Annotated in this window: 21 protein-coding genes; 11 read left to right on the forward strand and 10 right to left on the reverse strand. The window is 70.1% G+C overall.

Translation table 11 applies throughout. The features are described 5' to 3' along the window. Positions 1-118: 118 nt before the first annotated feature. Both AB0D18_RS03295 and AB0D18_RS03300 read left to right on the forward strand, forming a co-directional pair. A complete protein-coding gene (locus AB0D18_RS03295) occupies positions 119-319 on the forward strand; it encodes a hypothetical protein (RefSeq protein ID WP_362411835.1) in 201 nt (66 codons plus the stop codon). A gap of 66 nt (positions 320-385) precedes the next feature. Continuing rightward, entirely contained in the window at positions 386-595 is a 210-nt protein-coding gene (locus AB0D18_RS03300; protein ID WP_362411838.1) for a DUF397 domain-containing protein, read from the forward strand. Positions 596-882: 287 nt separating this feature from the next. On the opposite strand, the gene AB0D18_RS03305 is transcribed toward AB0D18_RS03300, so the two are convergent. Then, positions 883-1,146, reverse strand: coding sequence for a winged helix-turn-helix domain-containing protein (locus AB0D18_RS03305; RefSeq protein WP_362411841.1), 264 nt, complete (start codon positions 1,144-1,146; stop codon positions 883-885). Between the two features lie 174 nt (positions 1,147-1,320). Between AB0D18_RS03305 and AB0D18_RS03310 the strand changes: the two genes are divergently transcribed. Continuing rightward, positions 1,321-1,674, forward strand: coding sequence for a hypothetical protein (locus AB0D18_RS03310; RefSeq protein WP_362411844.1), 354 nt, complete (start codon positions 1,321-1,323; stop codon positions 1,672-1,674). 421 nt (positions 1,675-2,095) lie between these two features. Here the strand turns inward: AB0D18_RS03310 and AB0D18_RS03315 are convergent, their stop codons facing one another. Together AB0D18_RS03315 and AB0D18_RS03320 are read right to left on the reverse strand one after the other, a co-directional pair. Then, complete coding sequence (locus AB0D18_RS03315; RefSeq protein WP_362411847.1) at positions 2,096-2,404, reverse strand: hypothetical protein; 309 nt, start codon at positions 2,402-2,404, stop codon at positions 2,096-2,098. Positions 2,405-2,540: 136 nt separating this feature from the next. Beyond that, positions 2,541-4,979, reverse strand: a complete 2,439-nt coding sequence (locus AB0D18_RS03320) for an immune inhibitor A domain-containing protein (RefSeq protein WP_362411850.1) — start codon at positions 4,977-4,979, stop codon at positions 2,541-2,543. A gap of 395 nt (positions 4,980-5,374) precedes the next feature. On the opposite strand from AB0D18_RS03320, the gene AB0D18_RS03325 reads away from it, so the two are divergent. Continuing rightward, complete coding sequence (locus tag AB0D18_RS03325; RefSeq protein ID WP_362411853.1) at positions 5,375-5,767, forward strand: hypothetical protein; 393 nt, start codon at positions 5,375-5,377, stop codon at positions 5,765-5,767. A 60-nt stretch (positions 5,768-5,827) separates the two neighbouring features. On the opposite strand, the gene AB0D18_RS03330 is transcribed toward AB0D18_RS03325, so the two are convergent. Further along, positions 5,828-6,526, reverse strand: coding sequence for an RDD family protein (locus tag AB0D18_RS03330; RefSeq protein WP_362411856.1), 699 nt, complete (start codon positions 6,524-6,526; stop codon positions 5,828-5,830). 113 nt (positions 6,527-6,639) lie between these two features. After that, positions 6,640-8,460 carry an RDD family protein gene (locus AB0D18_RS03335; protein ID WP_362411859.1) on the reverse strand — a complete coding sequence of 607 codons (1,821 nt, stop codon included), beginning with the start codon at positions 8,458-8,460 and terminating at the stop codon, positions 6,640-6,642. A 225-nt stretch (positions 8,461-8,685) separates the two neighbouring features. Here AB0D18_RS03335 and AB0D18_RS03340 point away from each other — a divergent pair, with 225 nt between their 5' ends. Next, positions 8,686-9,117 carry an SsgA family sporulation/cell division regulator gene (locus AB0D18_RS03340; RefSeq protein ID WP_362411862.1) on the forward strand — a complete coding sequence of 144 codons (432 nt, stop codon included), beginning with the start codon at positions 8,686-8,688 and terminating at the stop codon, positions 9,115-9,117. Here AB0D18_RS03340 and AB0D18_RS03345 read toward each other — a convergent pair. Continuing rightward, a complete protein-coding gene (locus AB0D18_RS03345; protein ID WP_362411865.1) occupies positions 9,114-9,521 on the reverse strand; it encodes a VOC family protein in 408 nt (135 codons plus the stop codon). The genes AB0D18_RS03340 and AB0D18_RS03345 overlap by 4 nt on opposite strands. Before the next feature lie 122 nt (positions 9,522-9,643). Then, positions 9,644-11,020: an FAD-linked oxidase C-terminal domain-containing protein gene (locus AB0D18_RS03350; RefSeq protein WP_362411868.1), complete on the reverse strand. Its 1,377-nt coding sequence runs from the start codon at positions 11,018-11,020 to the stop codon at positions 9,644-9,646. A gap of 286 nt (positions 11,021-11,306) precedes the next feature. On the opposite strand from AB0D18_RS03350, the gene AB0D18_RS03355 reads away from it, so the two are divergent. Continuing rightward, a complete protein-coding gene (locus AB0D18_RS03355) occupies positions 11,307-12,836 on the forward strand; it encodes a tetratricopeptide repeat protein (RefSeq protein ID WP_362411871.1) in 1,530 nt (509 codons plus the stop codon). A 15-nt stretch (positions 12,837-12,851) separates the two neighbouring features. On the opposite strand, the gene AB0D18_RS03360 is transcribed toward AB0D18_RS03355, so the two are convergent. From AB0D18_RS03360 to hppD, 3 genes are all read right to left on the reverse strand, one after another. Continuing rightward, positions 12,852-14,003 (reverse strand): serine hydrolase domain-containing protein, encoded by a 1,152-nt coding sequence (locus AB0D18_RS03360; RefSeq protein WP_362411874.1) that lies wholly within the window; start codon positions 14,001-14,003, stop codon positions 12,852-12,854. 170 nt (positions 14,004-14,173) lie between these two features. Further along, entirely contained in the window at positions 14,174-14,677 is a 504-nt protein-coding gene (locus tag AB0D18_RS03365; protein ID WP_362411877.1) for a GNAT family N-acetyltransferase, read from the reverse strand. A gap of 137 nt (positions 14,678-14,814) precedes the next feature. Beyond that, the gene (gene hppD / locus AB0D18_RS03370) at positions 14,815-15,963 is read right to left on the reverse strand and encodes a 4-hydroxyphenylpyruvate dioxygenase (RefSeq protein ID WP_362411880.1); all 1,149 of its coding nucleotides are present in this window, start codon (positions 15,961-15,963) and stop codon (positions 14,815-14,817) included. A 145-nt stretch (positions 15,964-16,108) separates the two neighbouring features. Between hppD and AB0D18_RS03375 the strand changes: the two genes are divergently transcribed. The 5 genes from AB0D18_RS03375 to AB0D18_RS03395 are packed head-to-tail and all read left to right on the forward strand — an operon-like array spanning position 16,109 to position 20,462. After that, positions 16,109-16,579: an Lrp/AsnC family transcriptional regulator gene (locus tag AB0D18_RS03375; RefSeq protein ID WP_362411883.1), complete on the forward strand. Its 471-nt coding sequence runs from the start codon at positions 16,109-16,111 to the stop codon at positions 16,577-16,579. 50 nt (positions 16,580-16,629) lie between these two features. After that, on the forward strand, positions 16,630-17,277 hold the full coding sequence (locus tag AB0D18_RS03380) for an ABC transporter permease (protein ID WP_362411886.1): 648 nt from the start codon (positions 16,630-16,632) through the stop codon (positions 17,275-17,277). A 34-nt stretch (positions 17,278-17,311) separates the two neighbouring features. Further along, positions 17,312-18,619 (forward strand): betaine/proline/choline family ABC transporter ATP-binding protein, encoded by a 1,308-nt coding sequence (locus tag AB0D18_RS03385; RefSeq protein WP_362412171.1) that lies wholly within the window; start codon positions 17,312-17,314, stop codon positions 18,617-18,619. Continuing rightward, the gene (locus AB0D18_RS03390) at positions 18,616-19,488 is read left to right on the forward strand and encodes an ABC transporter permease (RefSeq protein ID WP_362411889.1); all 873 of its coding nucleotides are present in this window, start codon (positions 18,616-18,618) and stop codon (positions 19,486-19,488) included. The genes AB0D18_RS03385 and AB0D18_RS03390 overlap by 4 nt, the downstream gene beginning before the upstream one ends. After that, the gene (locus tag AB0D18_RS03395; protein ID WP_362411892.1) at positions 19,485-20,462 is read left to right on the forward strand and encodes a glycine betaine ABC transporter substrate-binding protein; all 978 of its coding nucleotides are present in this window, start codon (positions 19,485-19,487) and stop codon (positions 20,460-20,462) included. The genes AB0D18_RS03390 and AB0D18_RS03395 overlap by 4 nt, the downstream gene beginning before the upstream one ends. Positions 20,463-20,570: the final 108 nt, after the last annotated feature.

Here is a 20,570-nt window from a genome sequence, read left to right on the forward strand (position 1 = left end):
CCCTCTGACACCGAATTGACGCCCTTCGAGTGACGTCCTCGCGACGCCTCGAATGCCGTCGCAGTGGCCGACAGCGACCGGGAACATCGGAGCCGTCACCCACCGCACGGAGGCCCCCGTGAGAACACTGAGGACGGGCATGGACGCCCCGGTCCACCTGGCCCTGCCCCCGACCCGTCCGAAACCCGCACCCGGCTGCGGAGTCCGCGCCGCGTTGGCCGACCAGCGACAGGAAGCCCGGGACCGGGGCGACTACTCCGCCGCCACGGATGCCGACGTGGAGATCCGGAACCACCCCCACCGGACTCGGGCACGCTGACCGACGCCCTTCCGGCAACGGCACGGGGACCGTTTCCCCGCACGTACGACGAAGGGACAGTTCGCCATGACCGCGACCCTCAAGTTCGAGTTCCGCACGTCGAGCATCTGCAAGTACGACAACAACGACCCTCGTTGTGTCGAGGTGGCAACGAACATTCCCGGCAAGGTGGCCGTCCGCTCCACCACCACCGGCCGGGAGGTCGAGTTCACGTCCGCTGAATGGACCGACTTCCTGAGCGGTGCCAAGCTGGGAGAGTTCGACCTCTCGGTCTAGGAGACACCTTGCAGGAGTGCCCCCGCTGCGGCGGCGAATCGGTGCGGGACCCCGAGCACAAGCGGATGGTCCACTGCCTCACGTGCTGGCACGCTTGGGCACTCCCGGAAGAAATCCTGTGCATGGGCCAACTGCCCCGCCGCACGGCCTCGTTGCGGAAGCTGGATGATTACCGCGACCTGAACCGCTAGCGCTGCAAGAGCCCCGTTCCGCAGCACATGGAGCGGGGCTTACAGCTGCGGTCGACGGTCCGGCAATGCGTCAGCCCGGCCCGACCATGCACGTGGTCAACCCCCCTTGGCCTGCTCGCTCCGGTCGGAGACGTACGTCCCTCGGCTCGGCACCGTATAGACGAGCCCGTTGTCCCTGAGCACCCCGAGGGCGGAGCGCACCGTATTGCGTGCCACGCCGTACCGCTCGACGAGCTCCTTCTCCGACGGGACCGGACGACCCGGGGCCAGCTCGCCCCGCTCGATCTCTCCGGTCAGGTCGGCGGCGATCTGCCGGTACGGCGGTTCCGGTGCCCGGTGGTCAATCTCGCGCGCTGCCATGGACGGAAGCGTAGACAACAGGCCTTCACTTCACCGCAATGTGGACAGACTTGATCCGGGCTAGACGGACCTATACCGGTTGTCCTAGCGTCACGCATGAAAACGCCCCGACGGACCGCTTAGGACCGGTCTGCCGGGGCTCGACCGAACAGCTTTCGAGGAGCTGAACGACGTATGCGCGATCGTATCGCCCACACTCTCGCACAGGTGCTGTCCGTCCTGGCGCTGTGGGCCTGCCCCCGCAGGCCCGGCAGGCACACTGCCGCCTACCTCGCCGCCCAGCCCGCGCCCGCTCCCGGGCCCGCACCGGTGAGCCCGTGGTCGCAGCCCTGGACCGGCCCCTCCAAAGAGGAGGCGCGACGGATCTTCGAGCTTCAGGCGGAGGCATCCGCACGCCTCCTGGCCAGGCAGGAAGAGCGTCGTCTTGCCCTGCACGAAGCTGCCTTGGGGCGGGAGTACCCGTACAGCTACCCCGGTGCTCCCTTCCCTCGGGCCGCCTTCGTGGCGGGGATGGCGGCAGCCGCATGACCCGGGACGCTCTCACTCAGCCACCTCCGCCGGTACTCGTCGCACTCTGCATCGGCTGCGACTCCACCACCACCGCACCCGTACCCATCCGGTGGGCTCAGAGCGGCGGGGGCATCGGAACCATGCTTTACGGCTGCCCAGCGTGCACCCTGACGCTCGGGGCGGGGCCGACACCCGGAGAGCTGATCAGCCGCCGGTAGACCGCACCCCCGGAGGCCTCGCCGAAAGCGGGGACTCCGCGCAGCGGGACGGCTGCAACGACTGCCGGGCCGCGCGAGTCTGCGGCCCGCGCCGGGGGGTGGGTGGGCAACTGAGCATGCCCTCGGTGCCGCGAGGGGGGTCAGAACGGGGCCTGGAGGCGGGCCGGAGGCGGCTCGGAGACCAGGAGGCGGGCCCGGAGGCCGGGAAGGGGCTCAAGCGGTCAGGAGGCGGGCCTCATCAGGGCGCGGATCGGGTGCCAGAGTTCTTGGCGGGACTGGGGGGCCGTGCGCCAGAGGAGGCCGTCGGGGTGGTGGAGGACGGCGGTGATCTCGTCGAGGGTGGGGGGTTCGGTGTTGCCGCGGAGGTAGACCGCGCGCAGACCGAGGTTGCGCAGCCGGGTGAGGGCTCGGGCGCGGTTGGCCGCGTGGACGAGTATGCGGACCTTGGCGCCCGAAGGGCCGGGGCGGGGCAGGGTCAGTGCCACCACCACGCTCCCGTTCGGGAGTCTGTTGAAACCTCCTGCGGACATACCGAATCACTCCCCCGTGAGACGTCGCGTCAATAGTGAGAACCTAAGAGGCATCTAAACGCGATCGGCCGCCGCCCGCTAGAGGGGCGACGGCCGATCATGCTCTGACCTGGGGTTATGGCTTGAAAATGACCCTTTAGCGGCCGGCCTTGCTGACCAGGATCGACATCGTCTGGCCGTTCAGCGGCTGGCCGACGATCGAGATCCGGGTGTTGGTGTCAGTTGTCTTGACACTGCCCGTGGGGTTGTCCTTCGACCAGTAGGTGTTCTTGTGGTCGTCGAAGTACGGGACGCCCAGCTGGGCCGGGATCTTGGTGGCGACGCCTTCCTTGTGGAGGGTGAAGCCGGGGTTCGGGTACCAGCTGAAGGCGGCGTCGTACGGCTGGATCTTGTTGGAGATCAGCTTGCCGGTGTTCTGCCACTTCAGGGGCTTGGAGTGCGCGTCGATCGGCAGCAGCATGCCCTCACCGGGGTGCTCGCTGACGTTGTTGTTGCGCTGCGAGGTGTCCCACTGCCAGATCATGAGGCCGGGGCGGTACGCGTAGTGCTCGACCCAGTCGGGGCGGTCCGTCTTCTGGAAGCCGAAGTTGTAGGGGCCGTATCGGAGGGTCTTGTCGTACGAGACGTACTGGCGGTTCTCGGCGATGTAGTACTGCTCGAAGTCGCCGTTGATCGAACCGCCGACGCGGGAGAAGCCGCGGACGGTCCAGCCGTTGTCGTCGCCCTCGGCGTTGTCGGTGAAGAGCGCCGCGCCGTCGGCCTGGACGGTCAGGTTGTCGGCCGTGAAGCCCTTGCCGCCCGCGCCGCCGTCGGTCTTGTAGCGGAAGCGGATGCCGATCTTCTTGCCCGCGTACGCGTCGAGCGGGAAGACGAGCTTCTTGTGGGTCTTGGAGACGCCGGTGATGGCGGGCTTGTCGCCGCCGTCACGGGTGATCGGCTCGCCGTCGGCGGTGCCGTCGATCGGCTTCCAGCTCGCGCCGCCGTCCGTGGAGACCTGAGTGTAGAGGTAGTCGTAGTCGGCCTCGATGTCCCACCAGCCGGTGAGTTCGAGGGAGGCCTTCGACTTGCCGGTCAGGTCGACGTCGCGGGTGAGGGTGTTGGAGAGGTTGTCGCCGTAGTCCGACCACCACTGCTTGGTGCCCTCGGCGGGCTTGACCACGTCGGTGGTGACGTTCTTCTTGGGCAGCTCGACGAGGACGGCCTGCGGGTTCTTGGTGTTGTACTCCGAGACGCCCAGCTTGTGGAGGGAGGTCTTGCCCGCCTTCGCCTTCTCGTAGTCGAGCCAGCCGAGCTGCAGCTTGTCCCAGGCGGTCATGTCGCCGGGGAGGTCGCCGATCTCGCTCTTGCCGGTGCCCAGCCAGGAGCCGGCCGACATCAGGGACCAGAAACCGACCGAGTTCTCGGCGGTGTTCGTGGTGTCGTAGAGGTCCGGGAGACCGAGGTCGTGGGCGTACTCGTGGGCGAAGACGCCCAGGCCGCCGTTCTCGGGCTGCGCGGTGTAGTCGCCGACCCAGATGCCGGTGTCGCCGATCGGGGTGCCGCCGGCCTTGAAGCCCGCCGGGCCCGTCTCGCCGTCGTCACGGCCGAACGCGTAGCCGCGGTGCGCCCACACGGCGTCCGTGCCCTGCTCGCCGCCGCCCGCCGAGCCGTCCTCGCCGGCGTGCACGACCTGGAAGTGGTCGATGTAGCCGTCGGGCTCGTTGAAGTTGCCGTCGTTGTCGTGGTCCGTGCGGTCCCACGCGTCGTACTTCGCGAGGTCGGCCTTGATCTGGGCGTCGGTGCGGCCGGCCGCCTTCTGCTGCGCGACCCACGCGTTGACGCCGTCGCGGACCAGGTCCTCGACGTTGGGGCAGTTGTTGCTGCCGCAGTAGTCGGAGCCGTAACGGGCCTCGTTTGCCTCGACCTTCACCCAGTCGGAGACCTTGCCCTCGACCGAGTAGCGGCCCGAGGAAGTCTTCTCGTAGTACGTCTTGAGGGATTCCAGCGGCTGCCCGTCGGGGCCCTTGCCCTTGCCGAAGTACAGGTCCTGGAAGTGCGCCTGGTTGTAGTCCTTCTTCCAGGCGGTGGAGTTGTCCTTCGTGCGGTCGGGCTCGGCTATTTTGTTGTGCAGGGGGCCGGGCTTGCCGCCGTACTTCTTGATCGGCGGCTTGGGGCCGCTGCCGTCCGGGTCGTACATCGTGGTGTCGTCGACCTTGTCGCCGAACTCGACCAGGATCGTGAAGATCTGGTCGGTGCGCTCACGGCCGAGCTCGACGTACTTCTTGTCGGCGAGCTTCACGACGCTCGAACTGCCGCGCTTCTCCGCCTTCTTGGTCCCCTTGAGGACCTCCTCCAGGGCGGTCTTGCGCTGCTCGGCCTGCTGGGCGCTGTACGGGCCGTCGATGACGTGGCCCTTGTCGCCCTTGCCGCCCTTGCCGCCGTCGTCCGGCTGCGCCGGGTCCTGGTGGCCCACGGCCGCCGGGACCTGCGCCGCCGGAGCGGCCTGCGCGGTGGCGAAGGCCGAGGCGGTGGCAGCGGTCGCAGCCAGCGCCACGAGCACGGCGGTGCCTCTGAGGGCATGTCTCTTACTGGTCACTTGGTGGTGTCCTCCCCCGCGGGCCGCCCGGCCCGAAGGGTGAGGGGTTCCGTTCGCGGCGCGCGTCACAAGTGACGTCATTCGACCGGAGTTACGAAAGAAAAGACAGACCTTGACATGAACTCCACATGCACGCTAGGCAGTTCACGAACTCCGCTATACGGACTTCCTGTAGGTCACAACTTCCTCACGGGCCACCGCGAAACGCCGTCGGCTCTCCGCGTACGGGCGCTCACGTCTCAGTGGGCGGACGACGTCATGACACTGTGCGCCCCCCATGCATCGGCACCGTGGGTTAGGTCACGCTTACCGGCCGTTCCGTGCGGGAACCTCATGGTCGTAGGGTCAGCCAGGACCCCGCGACCCCACCCCCGTGCTCCGAGGACGGAACTGCCATGCAGCGGACGACGCGCCAGACTCCGATCCGGACCCAGCTTCCGGCCCCGACGGTCGCCCAGTGCACGTACGGCGCGATGACCGTGGTCTTCTCCACCCTCGCCATGCTGTTGCTGTCCCAGACCACTTCGGGCGCCTGGATCGCGGTGATCGCGTGTGCGGCGCTGGGACTGGGGCTGCTGGTGGCGATGACCGTACCGATGCCGCAGGCGAGGGCCGCGCGGGCCGCGAAGAAGGCGGCTCGCGGGGCCCGTACGCGTACGAGTCCCACGGCCGCCTCCGTTCCTGCCACCGCCCCCGAGGCGTACGACGAGGTCCGGGTGCCCGGACCCCGCGCACGCGACTCGGTGTCCTCGGCGTCTTCGGCGTCCTCGGTGTCTTCGGCGTCCTAGGCGTCCTCGGTGGGCGAGCACTCGCTGCGCGGCTAGCCTCGCAGCCGCGCAGCGGACCGGCTACGGGGCTGCGGTGACCACCACGGTCTTCGCCGCCTTGTCGTGCAGACCCTGCTTGTACGGCTTGTCGACGGCGATCACCACCAGCGTGATCAGCCACCACAGGCAGGGGCAGCAGATCAGCGCGGGCAGCAGCAGCACCGCGGCGCGCATCAGTGCGGCGTTCGTCTGCGGGACGGTGCCGTCGTTGAGCATCGCGACCCGCAGACCCAGCAGGCGCTTTCCGACCGTCGCGCCGTTCTTCTTGGTCATGTACGTGTCGTAGGCGAGGTACACGACGATCGAGAGCAGCTGGAAGACCACGCTCTTTCCGCTGCTGACCTCGGTGATGGTGTCGCCGAAGTCGTCGGTGGTCTTCGTGATCCGGTCGTACGTGCCGAACGGGATGCCGATGATCGCGAGCGGGATCGCCACGATGAGCAGGTCGACCAGCCGGGCCAGGAACCGCTTGCCGAGCGGCGCCAGCGGTGGCATCCCGGCCAGCGGGTCGTCCCCGCCGTAGCCGCCGCCGTAGCCGCCGCTTCCGTAGTTGCCGTCGTACGGTCCGCCGCCGTAGGGGGGCAGCGGGCCTCCCGGGTTGCCCGGAGGCTGGTCGTAGGGGCTGCCGCCGCCCGGCGGGGGCGGCGGCGGGGGCGGCGGGTACTTCTGGAACGGGTCGTTCTCAGGCGGCACGCCGGGCGGCGGCTGGTCGGTGCTCATACCGGAAGTCGAACCCCGGTGCCCAGGGCCCGCAACGGCTCGGACGCCGTTCGGGGGACGGCGGGGCGGGGCTGGTGGGGCGGGCCCGGTGGGGCCGGGCCGGTGACGCCGGGTCAGGCGCCCGCGACGAAGGTACGTGCCGCCTTGTCGTGCCAGCACTGGCGCCACGGCCGGTCGACCAGGCACCACAGCACGTTGAGCACGCCGATGCCGAGGACGCCCAGCACCCCGTACACCAGCCAGCGGCGCAGCGCTCCGCCGAAGCGGGGCGGCTCGTGCTCCTCGATGTCGCGGACCTGGAGACCGAACGCCTTCTTGCCGAGCGTGCGCCCCCACTTCGCGGTGGGCACCGCCTCGTAGAGGACGCCCAGCACCAGGAACGTACCGAGGATGATGCCGAGGATGGAGAGCGTGGTGGCGTCCAGCAGATAGACCGTGACGGTCGTGCCGGACAGTTTCGCCGCGCGGATCTTCTCGTCGATGTGGTCGACGGCCTGCATCGCCAGGGGTACGGCGACGGCGGCGACAGCCGCACCGAGCACGACCGTGTCCAGGAGGCGGGCCGCGAGCCGGCGGCCGAGACCGGCCGGGCGGGCGGCGGCTTGCTCACGGGCAGCCTTCGCGAAGACGTCTTCGACGGGGGGCTTCCAGGGAACTACGGGCTGGCCCTCCGCTGCGGGGGTGGGGGCGGGGGCGGATCCGGATGCGGATCCGGATGCGGGGGCAGTGGCGAGCTGGTTCACCTGCTGGGCCCAGGAGGCGGCGGGGGGCGTCGGCTGATGTCCCTGGGCGGGGAGTTGGCCCTGTGGGCCCTGTGGGGCGGAGGGCTGTTGCGGTGGTACGGGGTGGGGGTGGGCCGGAGCGGGCTGTTGGCGCTGGCGGGGCTTGACCGTACGGATGGACAAGGTGCCGTCGGGGGTGGCGGTGGTCCGGGGCGGCGTCGGGGTCGCCGGGCCGGAGCGGGGTGGGGCGGTGGCGAGGGGGGCGGCTCCGCGGGGGGCCGCCCCGTGCCCACCCTTCCCCAAGCTCTCGGCTTCGCTCGAGCAGGGGATGCCCCACTCGCCCTCTGGGCGGCCCCGCTGCCCACGGGGCTCGGGGGTGCTGTGCTGCCCACGGGGCTCGGGGGTGCCCTGCTGTCCGTGGGGCTCGGGGCGGGCTTGCTGCGCAAGGGGCTCGCGGGGCTCGGGGCTGCCGTGCCGGCTGTGCGGCTGTGTGGGGTTCGCCCGGCCGGAGGGCGGGGATTCCAGGGCGGGGCGTTGGGCGGGGGCGGGGAGGGCGCCTGGGGCGCGGGGGTCGGCGGACGGGGCTCGGCCCTGGGCGGGGGTCAGGCCGGGGGGTGTTGACGTGGCAGGGTGCCCCGGCCGCAGCCCGTCGGCGGGAGCCGCACCGGCGCCCCGACCAGCACCGGCGCCCGGACCAGCACCAGCACCAGCACCAGCACCAGCACCAGCCTCTCCCGGGCTGTCAGGGGCGGACGGGGACCCCCACGAGACGCGGCGGTCGCGTTCGCCGCCGAAGCCGTTCTGGCGGGCGGTGTCGGCCTGCCAGACGACGGCGGGATCGGCGGAGCGGCGTACCTCCACCTCGTATCCAGTCACCTCGTACCCGGTCACCTCGTACCCGGTCTGCTGCGCGAGGCTGCCCGCCTCGTCCTCCTCGTCGAAGAAGAACGGGCCGGTCTCGTCGACCGGGGGCACGGCCGGGGCCGGGGCCGGGACCGACGCCAGGTTCGGGAGGCCTGAGTGGGGGGCGGGCGAGGGGGCGGCGCCCGGCGGCGGGGTCGGCATCGGCTCGCCGGCCGCGGGGGCCGGCCGGCTGGTCCCGGGCACCCAGGAACTGCCGTTCCAGTAGCGGACGTAGCCGGGGATGGACGGATCGGGATAGAAGCCGTGGCCGGGTGCGTGTCCGCCGTTGGCCGGTGTGGGGGCGCTCATCACCGTGTCCCGTATCTGCTAGAGGCCTCGTTGTCTTGAATTCCGGGGTCCACATCTACCAGACCGCCGCCCACCAACGGGCCCGTCCGTCCGGATGCACCACTTTCCGGTCAATGCCGGTCCTGCGGAAAAAGTTCGCGGAAGTCGCGTAATGAAAGGCGGGGAGCGTGCTCTCACCCGGTACGGCCCGCCCGTGGGCCCCGTACCGGAAGGGAAGCACCACCCATGCAGCACACCGTCGTGGAACGCGAGCTGGAGCTCAACCTCGTTCTGTCCCCCGAGCGCACCATCCCCGTACCCGCACGGCTGATGTACCGGACGAACGACCCGTACGCCGTGCACATGACCTTCCACATCGGAACGGACTACCCGGTCAACTGGACGTTCGCGCGCGAACTCCTCATCGACGGGGTGTTCCGTCCCTGCGGGCACGGAGATGTCCGGATCTGGCCGACCAAGGTCGACGGGCGTTCGGTCGTGTGTGTGGCGCTGACTTCACCCGAGGGGGACGCACTCCTGGAGGCGTCGTCGCCGATCGTGTCGGCGTGGCTGGGACGGACGCTGGCGATGGTCCCGCCGGGGACCGAGGGCGGGCAGCTCGGCCTGGACGACGCGCTGGCCGAGCTGCTGGCGACCTCTCAGGACGGGGAGAGCTAGTCGATCACGTACGTGTGGGTGATGAATTCGAGGAAGTGGTCGTCCGGGTCGCGGAAGTAGAAGCCGCGGCCCTGGTGGTCGTGGTTGATCTGCTGGGGCTTCTGGCCGAACGGGTCGGCCCAGTAGAGGATTTCGCGTTCCCGGACGCGGCCGAGGATGGCGTCGAACTCCTCGTCGGTGACCAGGAACGCCAGGTGCTGCGACACGATGGGGGCGTCGCCCTCCTCGCCGTAGTGCGCACCCCGCGCGTCCGCGTAGTCGAGGGAGACGCCGTTCTCCAGCGGGACCGTGGCGAACGGGCCGAAGGCCTTGGGTTCGGGGGCGCCCATCAGTTCCGTGAGGAAGCGGGCGGAGGCGAAGCGGTCGCGGCTGTGGACGATCGTGTGGTCGAGTCGTGCGGGCACGATTCCTCCTCGTCGGTACGGTCAACAACTGACCTGCCTCCGCACGCTATTCGGGGACGGGCATCCGATGCATCGGACCATCGGACCGCTCCGGCCCCACCGCTGGTCCTACGCCCCCGGCCTCAGAACAGCTTTCCGGGGTTGAGCAGTCCGAGCGGGTCGAAGGCGGCCTTGACGCCGCGCTGCAGCTCCACTCCCACCGGTCCGATCTCGCGGGCCAGCCACTCCTTCTTGAGTACGCCGACGCCGTGCTCCCCGGTGATCGTCCCGCCCAGTTCCAGGCCCAGCGCCATGATCTCGTCGAAGGACTCGCGGGCGCGTCGTGACTCGTCCTCGTCGGCGGCGTCGAAGCAGACCACGGGGTGGGTGTTGCCGTCGCCCGCATGCGCGCAGACGCCGATGGTCAGACCGTACTTCTCGGCGATGGCGGCGGTGCCGTCGATCATCGCGCCGAGCTTCGAGCGGGGTACGCACACGTCGTCGATCATGGTGGCGGTCTTCACGGCTTCGAGTGCGGTGAGCGACAGCCGGCGTGCCTGGAGCAGGAGTTCGGACTCCGCGAAGTCCTCGGCGGGGACGACGGCGGTGGCGCCGAAAGCCGTGCAGATCTCCCCCACGGCGGCGAGGCCGGCGGCCGGGTCGGGGGTGTCGAAGGCGGCGAGCAGCAGGGCCTCGGTGGTTTCGGGCAGGCCCATGTGGGCCATCGCGTTGACGGCGCGCAGGGTCGTACGGTCCATGAGTTCGAGCAGTGAGGGGGCGTGGCCGCGCGCCATGATCTCGCAGACGGCCTCGCAGGCGGCAGCGGCGGACGGGAACTCGGCGGCCATCGCGAGCTGCTGGGGCGGTGCGGGCTTCAGGGCGAGCACGGCGCGGACGACGATGCCGAGGCTGCCCTCGGAGCCGACGAAGAGCCGGGTGAGGTCGTATCCGGCGACGCCCTTCGCCGTGCGGCGGCCGGTCCTGAGCAGCCGGCCGTCCGCGAGGACCACGTCGAGGCCGAGCACGTACTCCGCCGTCACCCCGTACTTGACGCAGCACAGGCCGCCGGAGGCGGTGCCGATGTTGCCGCCGATGGTGCACATCTCCCAACTGGACGGATCCGGCGGGTAGTAGAGACCCTGAGCGGCGACCTCGCGGGACAGGACGGCATTGATGACGCCCGGTTCGACGACGGCGATCCGGTCGACGGGGCTGATCTCCAGGATGCGGTCCATCTTGACGAGGGACAGCACGATGCAGCCGTCGGAGGCGTTGGCCGCGCCGGACAGTCCGGTCCTGGCGCCCTGCGGGACGACGGGGACGAGGCAGGCAGTGGCGGTGCGCATGACGTGCTGGACCTGCTCGACGGTGCGGGGCAGGACGACGGCGGCGGGCGCCCCGGCCGCGCAGAAACTGGCCATGTCGTGGCTGTACGAGGCCATGACGTCGGGGTCGGTGATCAGGGCCTCGTCCGGAAGTCCTTCGCTCAGCAGCTTCCGCAGTTTCTGAAGATCATCCATGCTGCCCAGCCTGGCACCCCGGGGCCATCGGTGTGAACCCGTATGCATATCCGTTCGCGGCGGACGGGTGTGCTCGTCGTACTGGCGCACAGTGAGCGGCATGGACGCCATGGAACCGGAGCCCGCCACGGATCTTGTCAGGGAGCCCGCCGCCGAGTCGCCGGGGGCGGGGGCGGGGGCGAAGTCTGGACCGGGGCCGGGGCCGGGGCCGGGGATTGGACCGGCGGGGCCTGGACCTGGGCCGGGGCCTGGGCCTGGGCCTGGGCCTGGGCCTGGGCCTGGGCCCGTGCCGGGGCTGGGGGTAGGGCTGGGCCTGGGCCTTGAGCCGAAGCCGAAGAAGCCTTCGGTGCTGGTGCGGCGTGCTGCCATCACCACGGTGGCGGCGGCAGCGCTGACCGCCGGGGCGCTCGTACTGCTGCCCCCGTCGGGGGACGGGAAGCGGCCGGCGGCGAAACCGGCGGCGGGCGCCCCGGGGGCCGCGAGCTCGCTGGCCGCCCTGAACGCCCGGGTGAAGACGCACCCGCGGGACGACGGTGCGTGGTCGGCGCTCGGTGCGGCCCTGGTGGAGCGGGGGCTGCGGGCGGCCGACACGGCCTACTACCCGAGGGCGGAGCACGCGCTGAAGCGCTCCCTCTCCGTACGGCCGGCGGAGAAGGGCAACTCCGCCGGAATGGTGGCGATGGCCCAACTAGCGTACGCGCGCGGTGACTTCGCGGCAGCCAAGCGGTGGGGTGAGATCGTGCAGCGGCAGGCGCCCAAGGAGTGGGCGACGTACCCGCTGCTGATCGACACCTACCGGCGGCTCGGCGACCCGAAGGCCGCGGCGCGGGCGGCGGAGGTCCTGATGGAGAAGCGGGGCGGGGCGGCGGCGCTGGGCTGGACGGCGCAGACGTACCGCGACAAGGGCTGGCGGGAGGACGCGGCGGTCCTGGCGGCGGAGGCGGTGGTGGCGGCCCAGACACCTCCGGAGAAGGCGGACCAGCTGCGCCGCGCCGCCGAACTCGCCTGGGAGCGAGGTGACTTGGAGGAATCACTCGGCTTCTACGACTCCGCGATCACCCTGGACCGCAAGCAGGGTGCGGCGGTCGCGGGCCGGGCACGGGTGCTGGCGGCACTGGGGCGTACGACGGAGGCGGTGAAGGCGTACCGGGCGGCCCTCGCCCTCACTCCGCGCCCCGAATACGCCCTGGAACTGGGCGAGTTGACGGAATCCAACGGCGGGAACGGCGAGCCGCAGTACGGGGTCGCCCGCGCCCAGGTCGCCTGGAACAGCAAGCAGGGCGTGGACGGCGACCTGGTGCTCGGCCGCCTGGAGGCCGACCACGGCGACGCGGACACGGCCGTGGAACTGCTGCGGGAGGAGTGGTCGCGGCACCCGGGCCCGGAGGTCGCGGACGCGCTGGGCTGGGCGCTGCACCGTACGGGCGACGACGAGGCGGCCCTGGAGTACGCCAAGAAGGCGACGAAGGAGGGGGTGCGCAGTGCGCTCTTCCTCTACCACCGGGGCGAGATCGAACGGGCGACGGGCGACTACGGGGCCGCGCGACGGCACCTGGAGGAGGCGCTGCGCGTGAACCCGGTGTTCTCCCCCCTCTGGGCGCCGCGCGCGCAGACCTCCCTGACCCGGCTCGGCGATCCGCCGGAGGGCGGACCGCGCAATGTGTGGGAGCCGAAGCCCACGACGAATTCCGGGTCCTTTGGCCAGTCCGGCCAGTCCGGCCAGTCCGCCCGGTCCGGCCAGTCCATCCGGCAGGGCGGGGGTGCGCGGAGCCAGGAGACCCGTACGCAGGCCCCGTCCCCCCGTAAGAAGCGCTGACCCGCACCCCACCGCTCAGCGGTTGAACGCCGGGAACGCGAAGCGCTGCGCGAGGCTCAGGCCGCCGCCCTTCGCGTCGGTCGCGGTGACCGAGTACACGAGGGTGCGGGAGAGGTCGCGGGTCGCCGCGAGGACCGTGTGGTAGCCGGGACGTGCCCCCGTCTTGCCCCAGACCTCGCGGCCGTTCACCTCGAACATCTCCAGCCCGGCCCCGTACCGCGCCCCCGGCACGTCGGGGAACGTAAACATCTCCTTCAGCTGCGGCTCCGGCACGACCCTGCCCCGGAACAGCCCCACGAGCAGCCGCTCCATGTCGGCCACCGTCGAAATCATGTCCCCGGCGCCCTTCCGGTCAGACATGTTCCACTCCGTGACGTCGACGATCCGCCCCTCCATGTCCTCGTAACCCCGGTTGTGCGGGCCGTGGATGCGCGGGTCGGGTCCGGCGGGGAAGGACGTGTCGCGCATGCCGAGCGGCTTGAAGATCCGCGCCTGGGCCTGGTGCGCGTACGAATCGCCGGTCACCTTCTCGACGAGCATGGCCAGTACGAGGTAGTGGATGTTGCCGTAGTGCTGCTCCTTGCCGGGCGCGTGGAGCGGCCCCTTGGCCACGGCGGTCGCGACGACCTCTTCGGGCGGGAGGGTCTCGAAGCGGTGCGGGTACTCCTCGTCGACGGTGTCCCCGAGGGTTCTGCCCCCTTGCAGCCCACTGGTGTAGTTGAGCAACTGTCGTACGGTGACGGGCTCGAAGGCGTCCGAGAGCAGGCCCGGCAGGTACTGCTGCACGGTGCCGTCCAGGTCGACGCGCCCCTCGGCGGCCAGTTTCAGCACCAGTGCGGCGGTGACCACCTTGGTGGTGGAACCGGCCCGGAAGCGGGCGTTCTCCAGGACCTTCGCCCCGGTCCGCAGGTCCCGCACCCCGGCACTGCCCCGCCAGCTCCCCTTGCCGCCCACCCGGACGACCGCCGAGGTGGCGACGGAGTCGGGCAGCCCCTCCAGTGCCTTCGCCAGGGCGGCTCTGTCCGGACCGTGAGCGGGCTCGGTCACCGCCCCGGCGGGGCGTGTGTCTCCGGGTGCCGGGGCTGCGAACGCCGGGGCGGCGAGCGGCCCGGCGGCGAAGGCGAGGACGAGGGATGTGGCCAGGGCGGTACGGGTACGACGGTTCACGGAATTCTCCAGGCGGGTGCTTCGACGCGGCGTTGACGATCAACGGCGCGGTACGCCTCACATCCTGCGACGCGCACCCGTCCCGGGGGGTCGTCACCCAGGAGGAGAGCCCACCTGACCGGACCCCGATCAACTCGCCTCAGAGGGGCTGTCGTTGTCAGGGTCACCCCTTAGGGCCACTGCGGCCCGCCCCTGCCCACCTCGTACAAAACCTGCCTCGCACCCCACTCCTCGTACGAGTCGACCACCCGCATCCCGAGGGCCTCCAGCAGGTACCGGGAGCGGGCGTTCGCCTCCTGGGTGAGGGCGAGGAGCGGCGAACCACCCTCCTGTGCCTGGTACTTGAGGAGCGCGGAGACCGCCTCACGCGCGTACCCCTGGCCCCAGTGCTCCGGCAGGAACGCGTACGAGATCTCGGTACGGCCGGCGAGCCGCTCGTACGGGGTGAGGGAGACGACGCCGAGGAGCGGGCCGGCGGGGGCGAGGGCCACGGCGTACACGCCCGGCGCCCCCACGTACGCGGCCCGAATCGCCGCCATCCGTTCCTCGGTGACCGGGCCGCCGAGATAGCGGCGGACGGCCAGGTCGGTCATCAGCCGGGTGATGGCCTCGGCGTCGCCCTCGGCGAACGCGCGGAGGATCAGACGGGATGTGGTCAGTACGGCCGCGGCCATGGGAACCCTCCTGCTGGACAAAGGGGTTCGAGAGTACGGGAGGCGGAATGCACTGCGGCCCCACGGGGGCAGGTCCGTGGGGCCGCAGGGTCAATCGCGCTCCCGGCAGGGGAAGTTGCCGGGGGCGAGCCGGATGGCTAGAGGTTGCCGCGCTTCTCCTGCTCGCGCTCGATCGCCTCGAAGAGGGCCTTGAAGTTGCCCTTGCCGAAGCCCATGGAGCCGTGCCGCTCGATCATCTCGAAGAAGACGGTCGGGCGGTCCTGGACCGGCTTGGTGAAGATCTGCAGCAGGTAGCCGTCCTCGTCGCGGTCGACGAGGATCTTCTGCTCGCGCAGGATCTCGACGGGGACGCGGGTCTCGCCCGCCCACTCGCCGAGGGTGTCGTAGTAGCTGTCGGGTACGTCGAGGAACTCGATGCCCGCGGCCCGCATGGTCTTCACCGTGGCCACGATGTCGTTGGTGGCGAGCGCCATGTGCTGGACGCCGGGGCCACCGTAGAACTCGAGGTACTCGTCGATCTGCGACTTCTTCTTCGCGATCGCCGGCTCGTTGATCGGGAACTTGACCTTCTTGGTGCCGTCCGCGACGACCTTCGACATCAGCGCGCTGTACTCGGTGGCGATGTCGTCGCCCACGAACTCCTTCATGTTCGTGAAGCCCATGACCTTGTTGTAGAAGGCGCACCACTCGTTCATCTTGCCGAGTTCCACGTTGCCGACGCAGTGGTCGATGGCCTGGAAGGTCCGCTTGGCCGGGGGCTCCACGATCGGCTTCGCGGGGACGAAGCCCGGCAGGTAGGGGCCGTTGTAGCCGCTGCGCTCGACGAGGGTGTGGCGGGTCTGCCCGTACGTGGCGATGGCGGCGCGTACGACGGTGCCGTGCTCGTCCTTCGTCTCGTACGGCTCCTCAAGGCCGGTGGCGCCGTGCTCGACGGCGTAGGCGTAGGCGGCACGCGCGTCCGGGACCTCGATGGCGAGGTCGATGACGCCGTCGCCGTGCTCGGCGACATGGGCTTCGAGGAAGTGGCCCCAGTCGGTGGCGGCCTTGATGACGGAGGTGAGGACGAAGCGGGCCGCGCCGCTCTCCAGGACGTAACTGGCGGTCTCGCGGCTGCCGTTCTCCGGTCCGGAGTACGCGACGAGCTTCATGCCGAAGGCGGTCGAGTAGTAGTGGGCGGCCTGCTTGGCGTTGCCGACGGCGAAGACGACCGCGTCCATTCCCTTGACCGGGAAGGGATCGGCCTCGCGCGCGGTAGTGGGGGTGGCGTGTGCAGTGGTCTCAGTCATAGGTGGAGCGTCGCCCCGCATCGCAAGGTGCGCAATAGTTTGCGTAAATGCTGGTCAAGGTGTGCAGTGAAGAGTGAGTATGGGCGGGCGTTCTGTACAGGATGACCAGTGAATGATCAGCGGTTGACTAGCCCGGGGAGTGCGTGTGGCCGTGGACGAGCTGGACGGGCGGCTGATCGTGCTGCTGGCCCGTGAGCCCCGGATAGGAGTGCTGGAGGCGTCGCGACGGCTGGGTGTGGCGCGCGGGACCGTGCAGGCGCGGATGGACCGGCTTCAGTCGAATGGCGTCATCAGGGGCTTCGGCCCGGACGTGGACCCGGCGGCGCTCGGGTATCCGGTGACGGCGTTCGCGACGCTGGAGATCAAGCAGGGGCAGGGCGCGGACGTACGGGCGCACCTGGGATCGGTGCCCGAGGTCCTGGAGCTGCACACGACGACGGGCCAGGGGGACATGCTGTGCCGCCTCGTCGCACGGTCGAATGCGGACCTTCAACGTGTGATCGACCGGGTTGTGGGTTTTGATGGCATCGTCCGGGCCTCCACGGCGATCGTCATGGAGAACCCCGTTCCCTTGCGGATCATCCCGTTGGTGGAACAGGCTTCCGGTCTGACCTGACGAGGGTTTTCGTCACCCGTCGTCCGACTGTCGTCGCCGAGGAGTGGCCCGTGAATTTCTGGGAGTACCTCGGCAGCCGGTACCAGCAGTTGCTGGCGGATGCCTTTCAGCACGCCAGCGCGGTGTTCCAGTGCATGGTCGTGGCGACCGTACTGGGGGTGCTGATCGGTGTCCTGACGTACCGCAGCGAGTGGGCCGGGAACCTGGCGACCACGACGGCGTCCGGGATCCTGACCGTGCCGTCGCTGGCGCTGATCGGTCTGCTGATCCCGGTGGTGGGCCTCGGTGTGGCGCCGACCGTGATCGCGCTGGTGCTGTACGGGCTGTTGCCGATCGTACGGAACGCGATCGTCGGGCTGCGCGGCGTCGACGCGACGCTGGTCGATGCGGCGCGCGGGATCGGGATGTCGCGGGCGGCGCGGCTGGTACGGGTGGAGCTGCCGCTGGCGTGGCCGCCGATCCTGACCGGGATCCGGGTCGCGACGCAGATGCTGATGGGGATCGCGGCGATCGCCGCGTACGCCTCCGGGCCCGGTCTGGGCAATGAGATCTTCCGGGGGATCGCGTCGCTGGGCAGCAAGAACGCGCTCAATCAGGTGCTGGCGGGGACGCTGGGAATCGTGCTGCTCGCGCTGATCTTCGATGCCGTGTACGTCCTGGTGGGGCGTCTGACCATTTCTAGGGGGATCCGTGCCTGAGCAAGCGACGACGAGTGGTGCCGCGTCCGGTGCCGTGTCGGGGGCCGCATCCGGTGCTGCGTCCGGTGCCGTGTCCGGGGCCGCATCCGGTGCTGCCATTCGGCTGGAGAACCTGACCAAGCAGTACGCGGGCAATCCGTACCCCTCCGTCGACAACGTCAGCATGGAGATCCGGGCCGGGGAGACCGTCGTCTTCGTCGGCCCGTCCGGCGGCGGCAAGACCACACTGCTGAAGATGATCAACCGGCTGATCGAGCCGACGTCCGGGCGGATCCGGATCGACGGCGAGGACGTCACGGACATGGATCCGGTGAAGCTGCGCCGACAGGTGGGGTACGCGATCCAGTCGTCGGGCCTCTTCCCGCACATGACGGTGGCTCAGAACATCGCGCTCGTACCGAAGATGGTGGGCTGGAGCAGGGCGCGGGTGAACGCGCGGGTCGAGGAAATGCTCGACCTGGTGGGCCTGGACGCCGGACAGTTCCGTGGGCGGTATCCGCGCCAGCTGTCGGGCGGACAGCAGCAACGGGTGGGCGTGGCAAGGGCGTTGGCGGCCGACCCGCCGGTGCTGTTGATGGACGAGCCGTTCGGGGCCGTCGATCCGATCACCCGGGACCACCTGCAGGACGAGCTGATCCGGCTCCAGCGCGAGCTGCACAAGACGATCGTGTTCGTGACCCATGACTTCGACGAGGCGATCAAGCTCGGGGACCGGATCGCGGTTCTGCGGGACCGGTCGCACATCGCCCAGTTCGATACGCCGGAGGCCATTCTGACGAATCCGGCGGACGACTTCGTGTCCGGATTCGTGGGCGCGGGGGCCGCGCTGAAAAGGCTGAACCTGACGCGCGTACGGGACGTGGAGATCGCGGACTTCCCGACGGTGACGGTGGAGGATCCGCTTCAGGAGATCTTCGACAAGCTGCGGGACGCGCAGACCAACGAGCTGCTGCTGCTCGACCGGCACCGAAGGCCGTACAAGTGGCTGCGGCGGGGCGACCTGATGCGGGCGAAGGGGTCGCTGGCGCGGGCGGGGACGCTCGTGCACGACACCGTGACCCGGGACGCCACGCTGCGGGACGCCCTGGAGGCCGTACTGATCGACAACGCGGGGCGGGTGGCGGTGACCGGGCGGCGCGGGGAGTTCACCGGGGTCGTCGACATGGCGACGCTGATGAACACCGTGCAGGAGATGCGGGAGGCGGACCGGCTGGAAGCGGACCGGCTGGAGGCAGACCGGCTGGAGGCAGACCGGCTGGAGGCAGACCGGCTGGAGGCAGACCGGCTGGAGGCGGCGGAACACCGTCGTCCGCCGGCGCGGGAGCAGGCGGACCCGGCGTGAGCCCCGCGGACGCGGGCCGGCACCGGCCCGAGGGTGAGCACGAGGTCAAGGGGGTCGCGTTCCGGGACGACGGCGACGGGGCTCCGGAGACCGCCGGGGTCGGGTCGGCGGTGGCGGCGGAGCGGCTGCCGCGCCGGGTGACGTGGCTGAAGGTGGTGCTGATGCCGGCGGTGCTGGCGGTGGTGCTGCTGGGGACCTGGCTGTGGTTCCGCTCCGCCGACCTGGACTCGATCGCCGAGAACGCGCTCGCCGGCGGCAACGTCTGGCTCCGTTTCACGGAGCACGTCGAGCTGACGGCGATCTCCACCTTCTTCGTACTGATCATCGCCATTCCGCTGGGCATCCTGCTGACCCGTCCTGGCCTGCGGAAGGCCGCTCCGGCGGTGACGACGCTCGCCAACATCGGGCAGGCGACGCCTGCGATCGGGCTGTTGGCGCTGCTGGTGATCTGGCTGGGGATCGGAAAGCGGGCCGCCCTGATCGGAATGATCATTTACGCGGTGCTGCCCGTCCTCTCCAACACCATCGCGGGGCTGCGGGCCAACGATCCGACGCTGCTCGAAGCCGCGCGCGGCATCGGCATGTCGAGGGCCGGGGTGCTGGCGAAGGTGGAGCTGCCGCTCGCCGTGCCGCTGATCCTGGCGGGCGTCCGGACGGCGCTGGTGCTGAACGTGGGCACGGCGACGCTGGCCGCCTTCGGCGGGGGCGGCGGGCTCGGCGACCTGATCACGACAGGGATCACGACGCAGCGGATGCCGGTGCTGGTGCTGGGGTCGCTGCTGACGGTGGCGCTGGCGCTGTTCGTGGACTGGCTGGCGTCGCTGGTGGAACTGCTGCTGCGACCGCGCGGACTGGAGGTCGGGACATGAGGCGGCGTCGCGGTGCGGTGGGGCTGACCGCCTTCGGTCTGCTCGTGTGCGTCTCCGGGTGCGGGCTGACCAGTGGCAGCCCGATGGTGGACGACGTACGGCCGGGAACGGTGGGTGCGGGGCTGCCGCTCAAGGGGGCTCAACTGACCGTCACCTCCAAGGAGTTCACGGAGCAGCTCGTCCTCGGGCAGATCCTCGGGCTCGTCTTCGAGGCGGCAGGTGCGAACGTGCTGGACCGGACCGGAATCCAGGGCTCGATCGGGGCACGGGAGGCGGTCAAGGGCGGTGACGCGGACGTGATGTACGAGTACACGGGTACCGCGTGGATCACCTACCTCGGGCACAGCAAGCCGATCACCGACCCGAAGAAGCAGTGGGAGGCGGTACGCACCGCGGACGCGGCGAACGGCATCAGCTGGCTGCCGCCCGCCACCCTCAACAACACGTACGCACTGGCCATGAACAAGGCCAACCAGAAGAAGTACGGCACGAGGACACTGTCCGACGTGGCGGCCCTGTCGAAGAAGGACCCGTCGGCGGTGACGCTGTGCGTGGCCCCCGAGTTCGCTTCGCGGGACGACGGGGCGCCGGGGATGGAGAAGGCGTACGGGATGAAGATCCGGCCGGCCAACATCGCGAAGATGGACAGCGGGATCATCTACACCCAGGTGTCCGGGGGTTCGTCCTGCACGTACGGCGAGGTCTTCACGACGGACGGCCGGATCAAGGCGATGAGCCTGGTGGTGATGGAGGACGACAAGCGCTTCTTCCCCAACTACAACGCGGCCCCCGAGGTCAACACCGAGACACTGCGGAAGTACCCGGCGATTACTGGGCTGTTGGCGCCGGTGACGGCGAAGCTCAGCAACGAGGTGGCGCGGGAGCTGAACGCCAAGGTGGACGTGGACGGGGAGGACCCGCACGCGGTGGCGAAGGAGTGGCTGGTGACGGAGGGGTTCATCAAGGACGGGTAGGGAGGGGCAAGGAGGAGCAAGGAGGGGCAAGGAGGGGCAAGGAGGGCTGGGGAATGGGCAGTTGGGACCGTCCGGACTCGCCCAGACTTGCAAAGAAGTAGTTGCAAA

Origin of the sequence: Streptomyces sp. NPDC048442, assembly GCF_040651475.1 — a bacterium.
GTDB lineage: Bacteria > Actinomycetota > Actinomycetes > Streptomycetales > Streptomycetaceae > Streptomyces.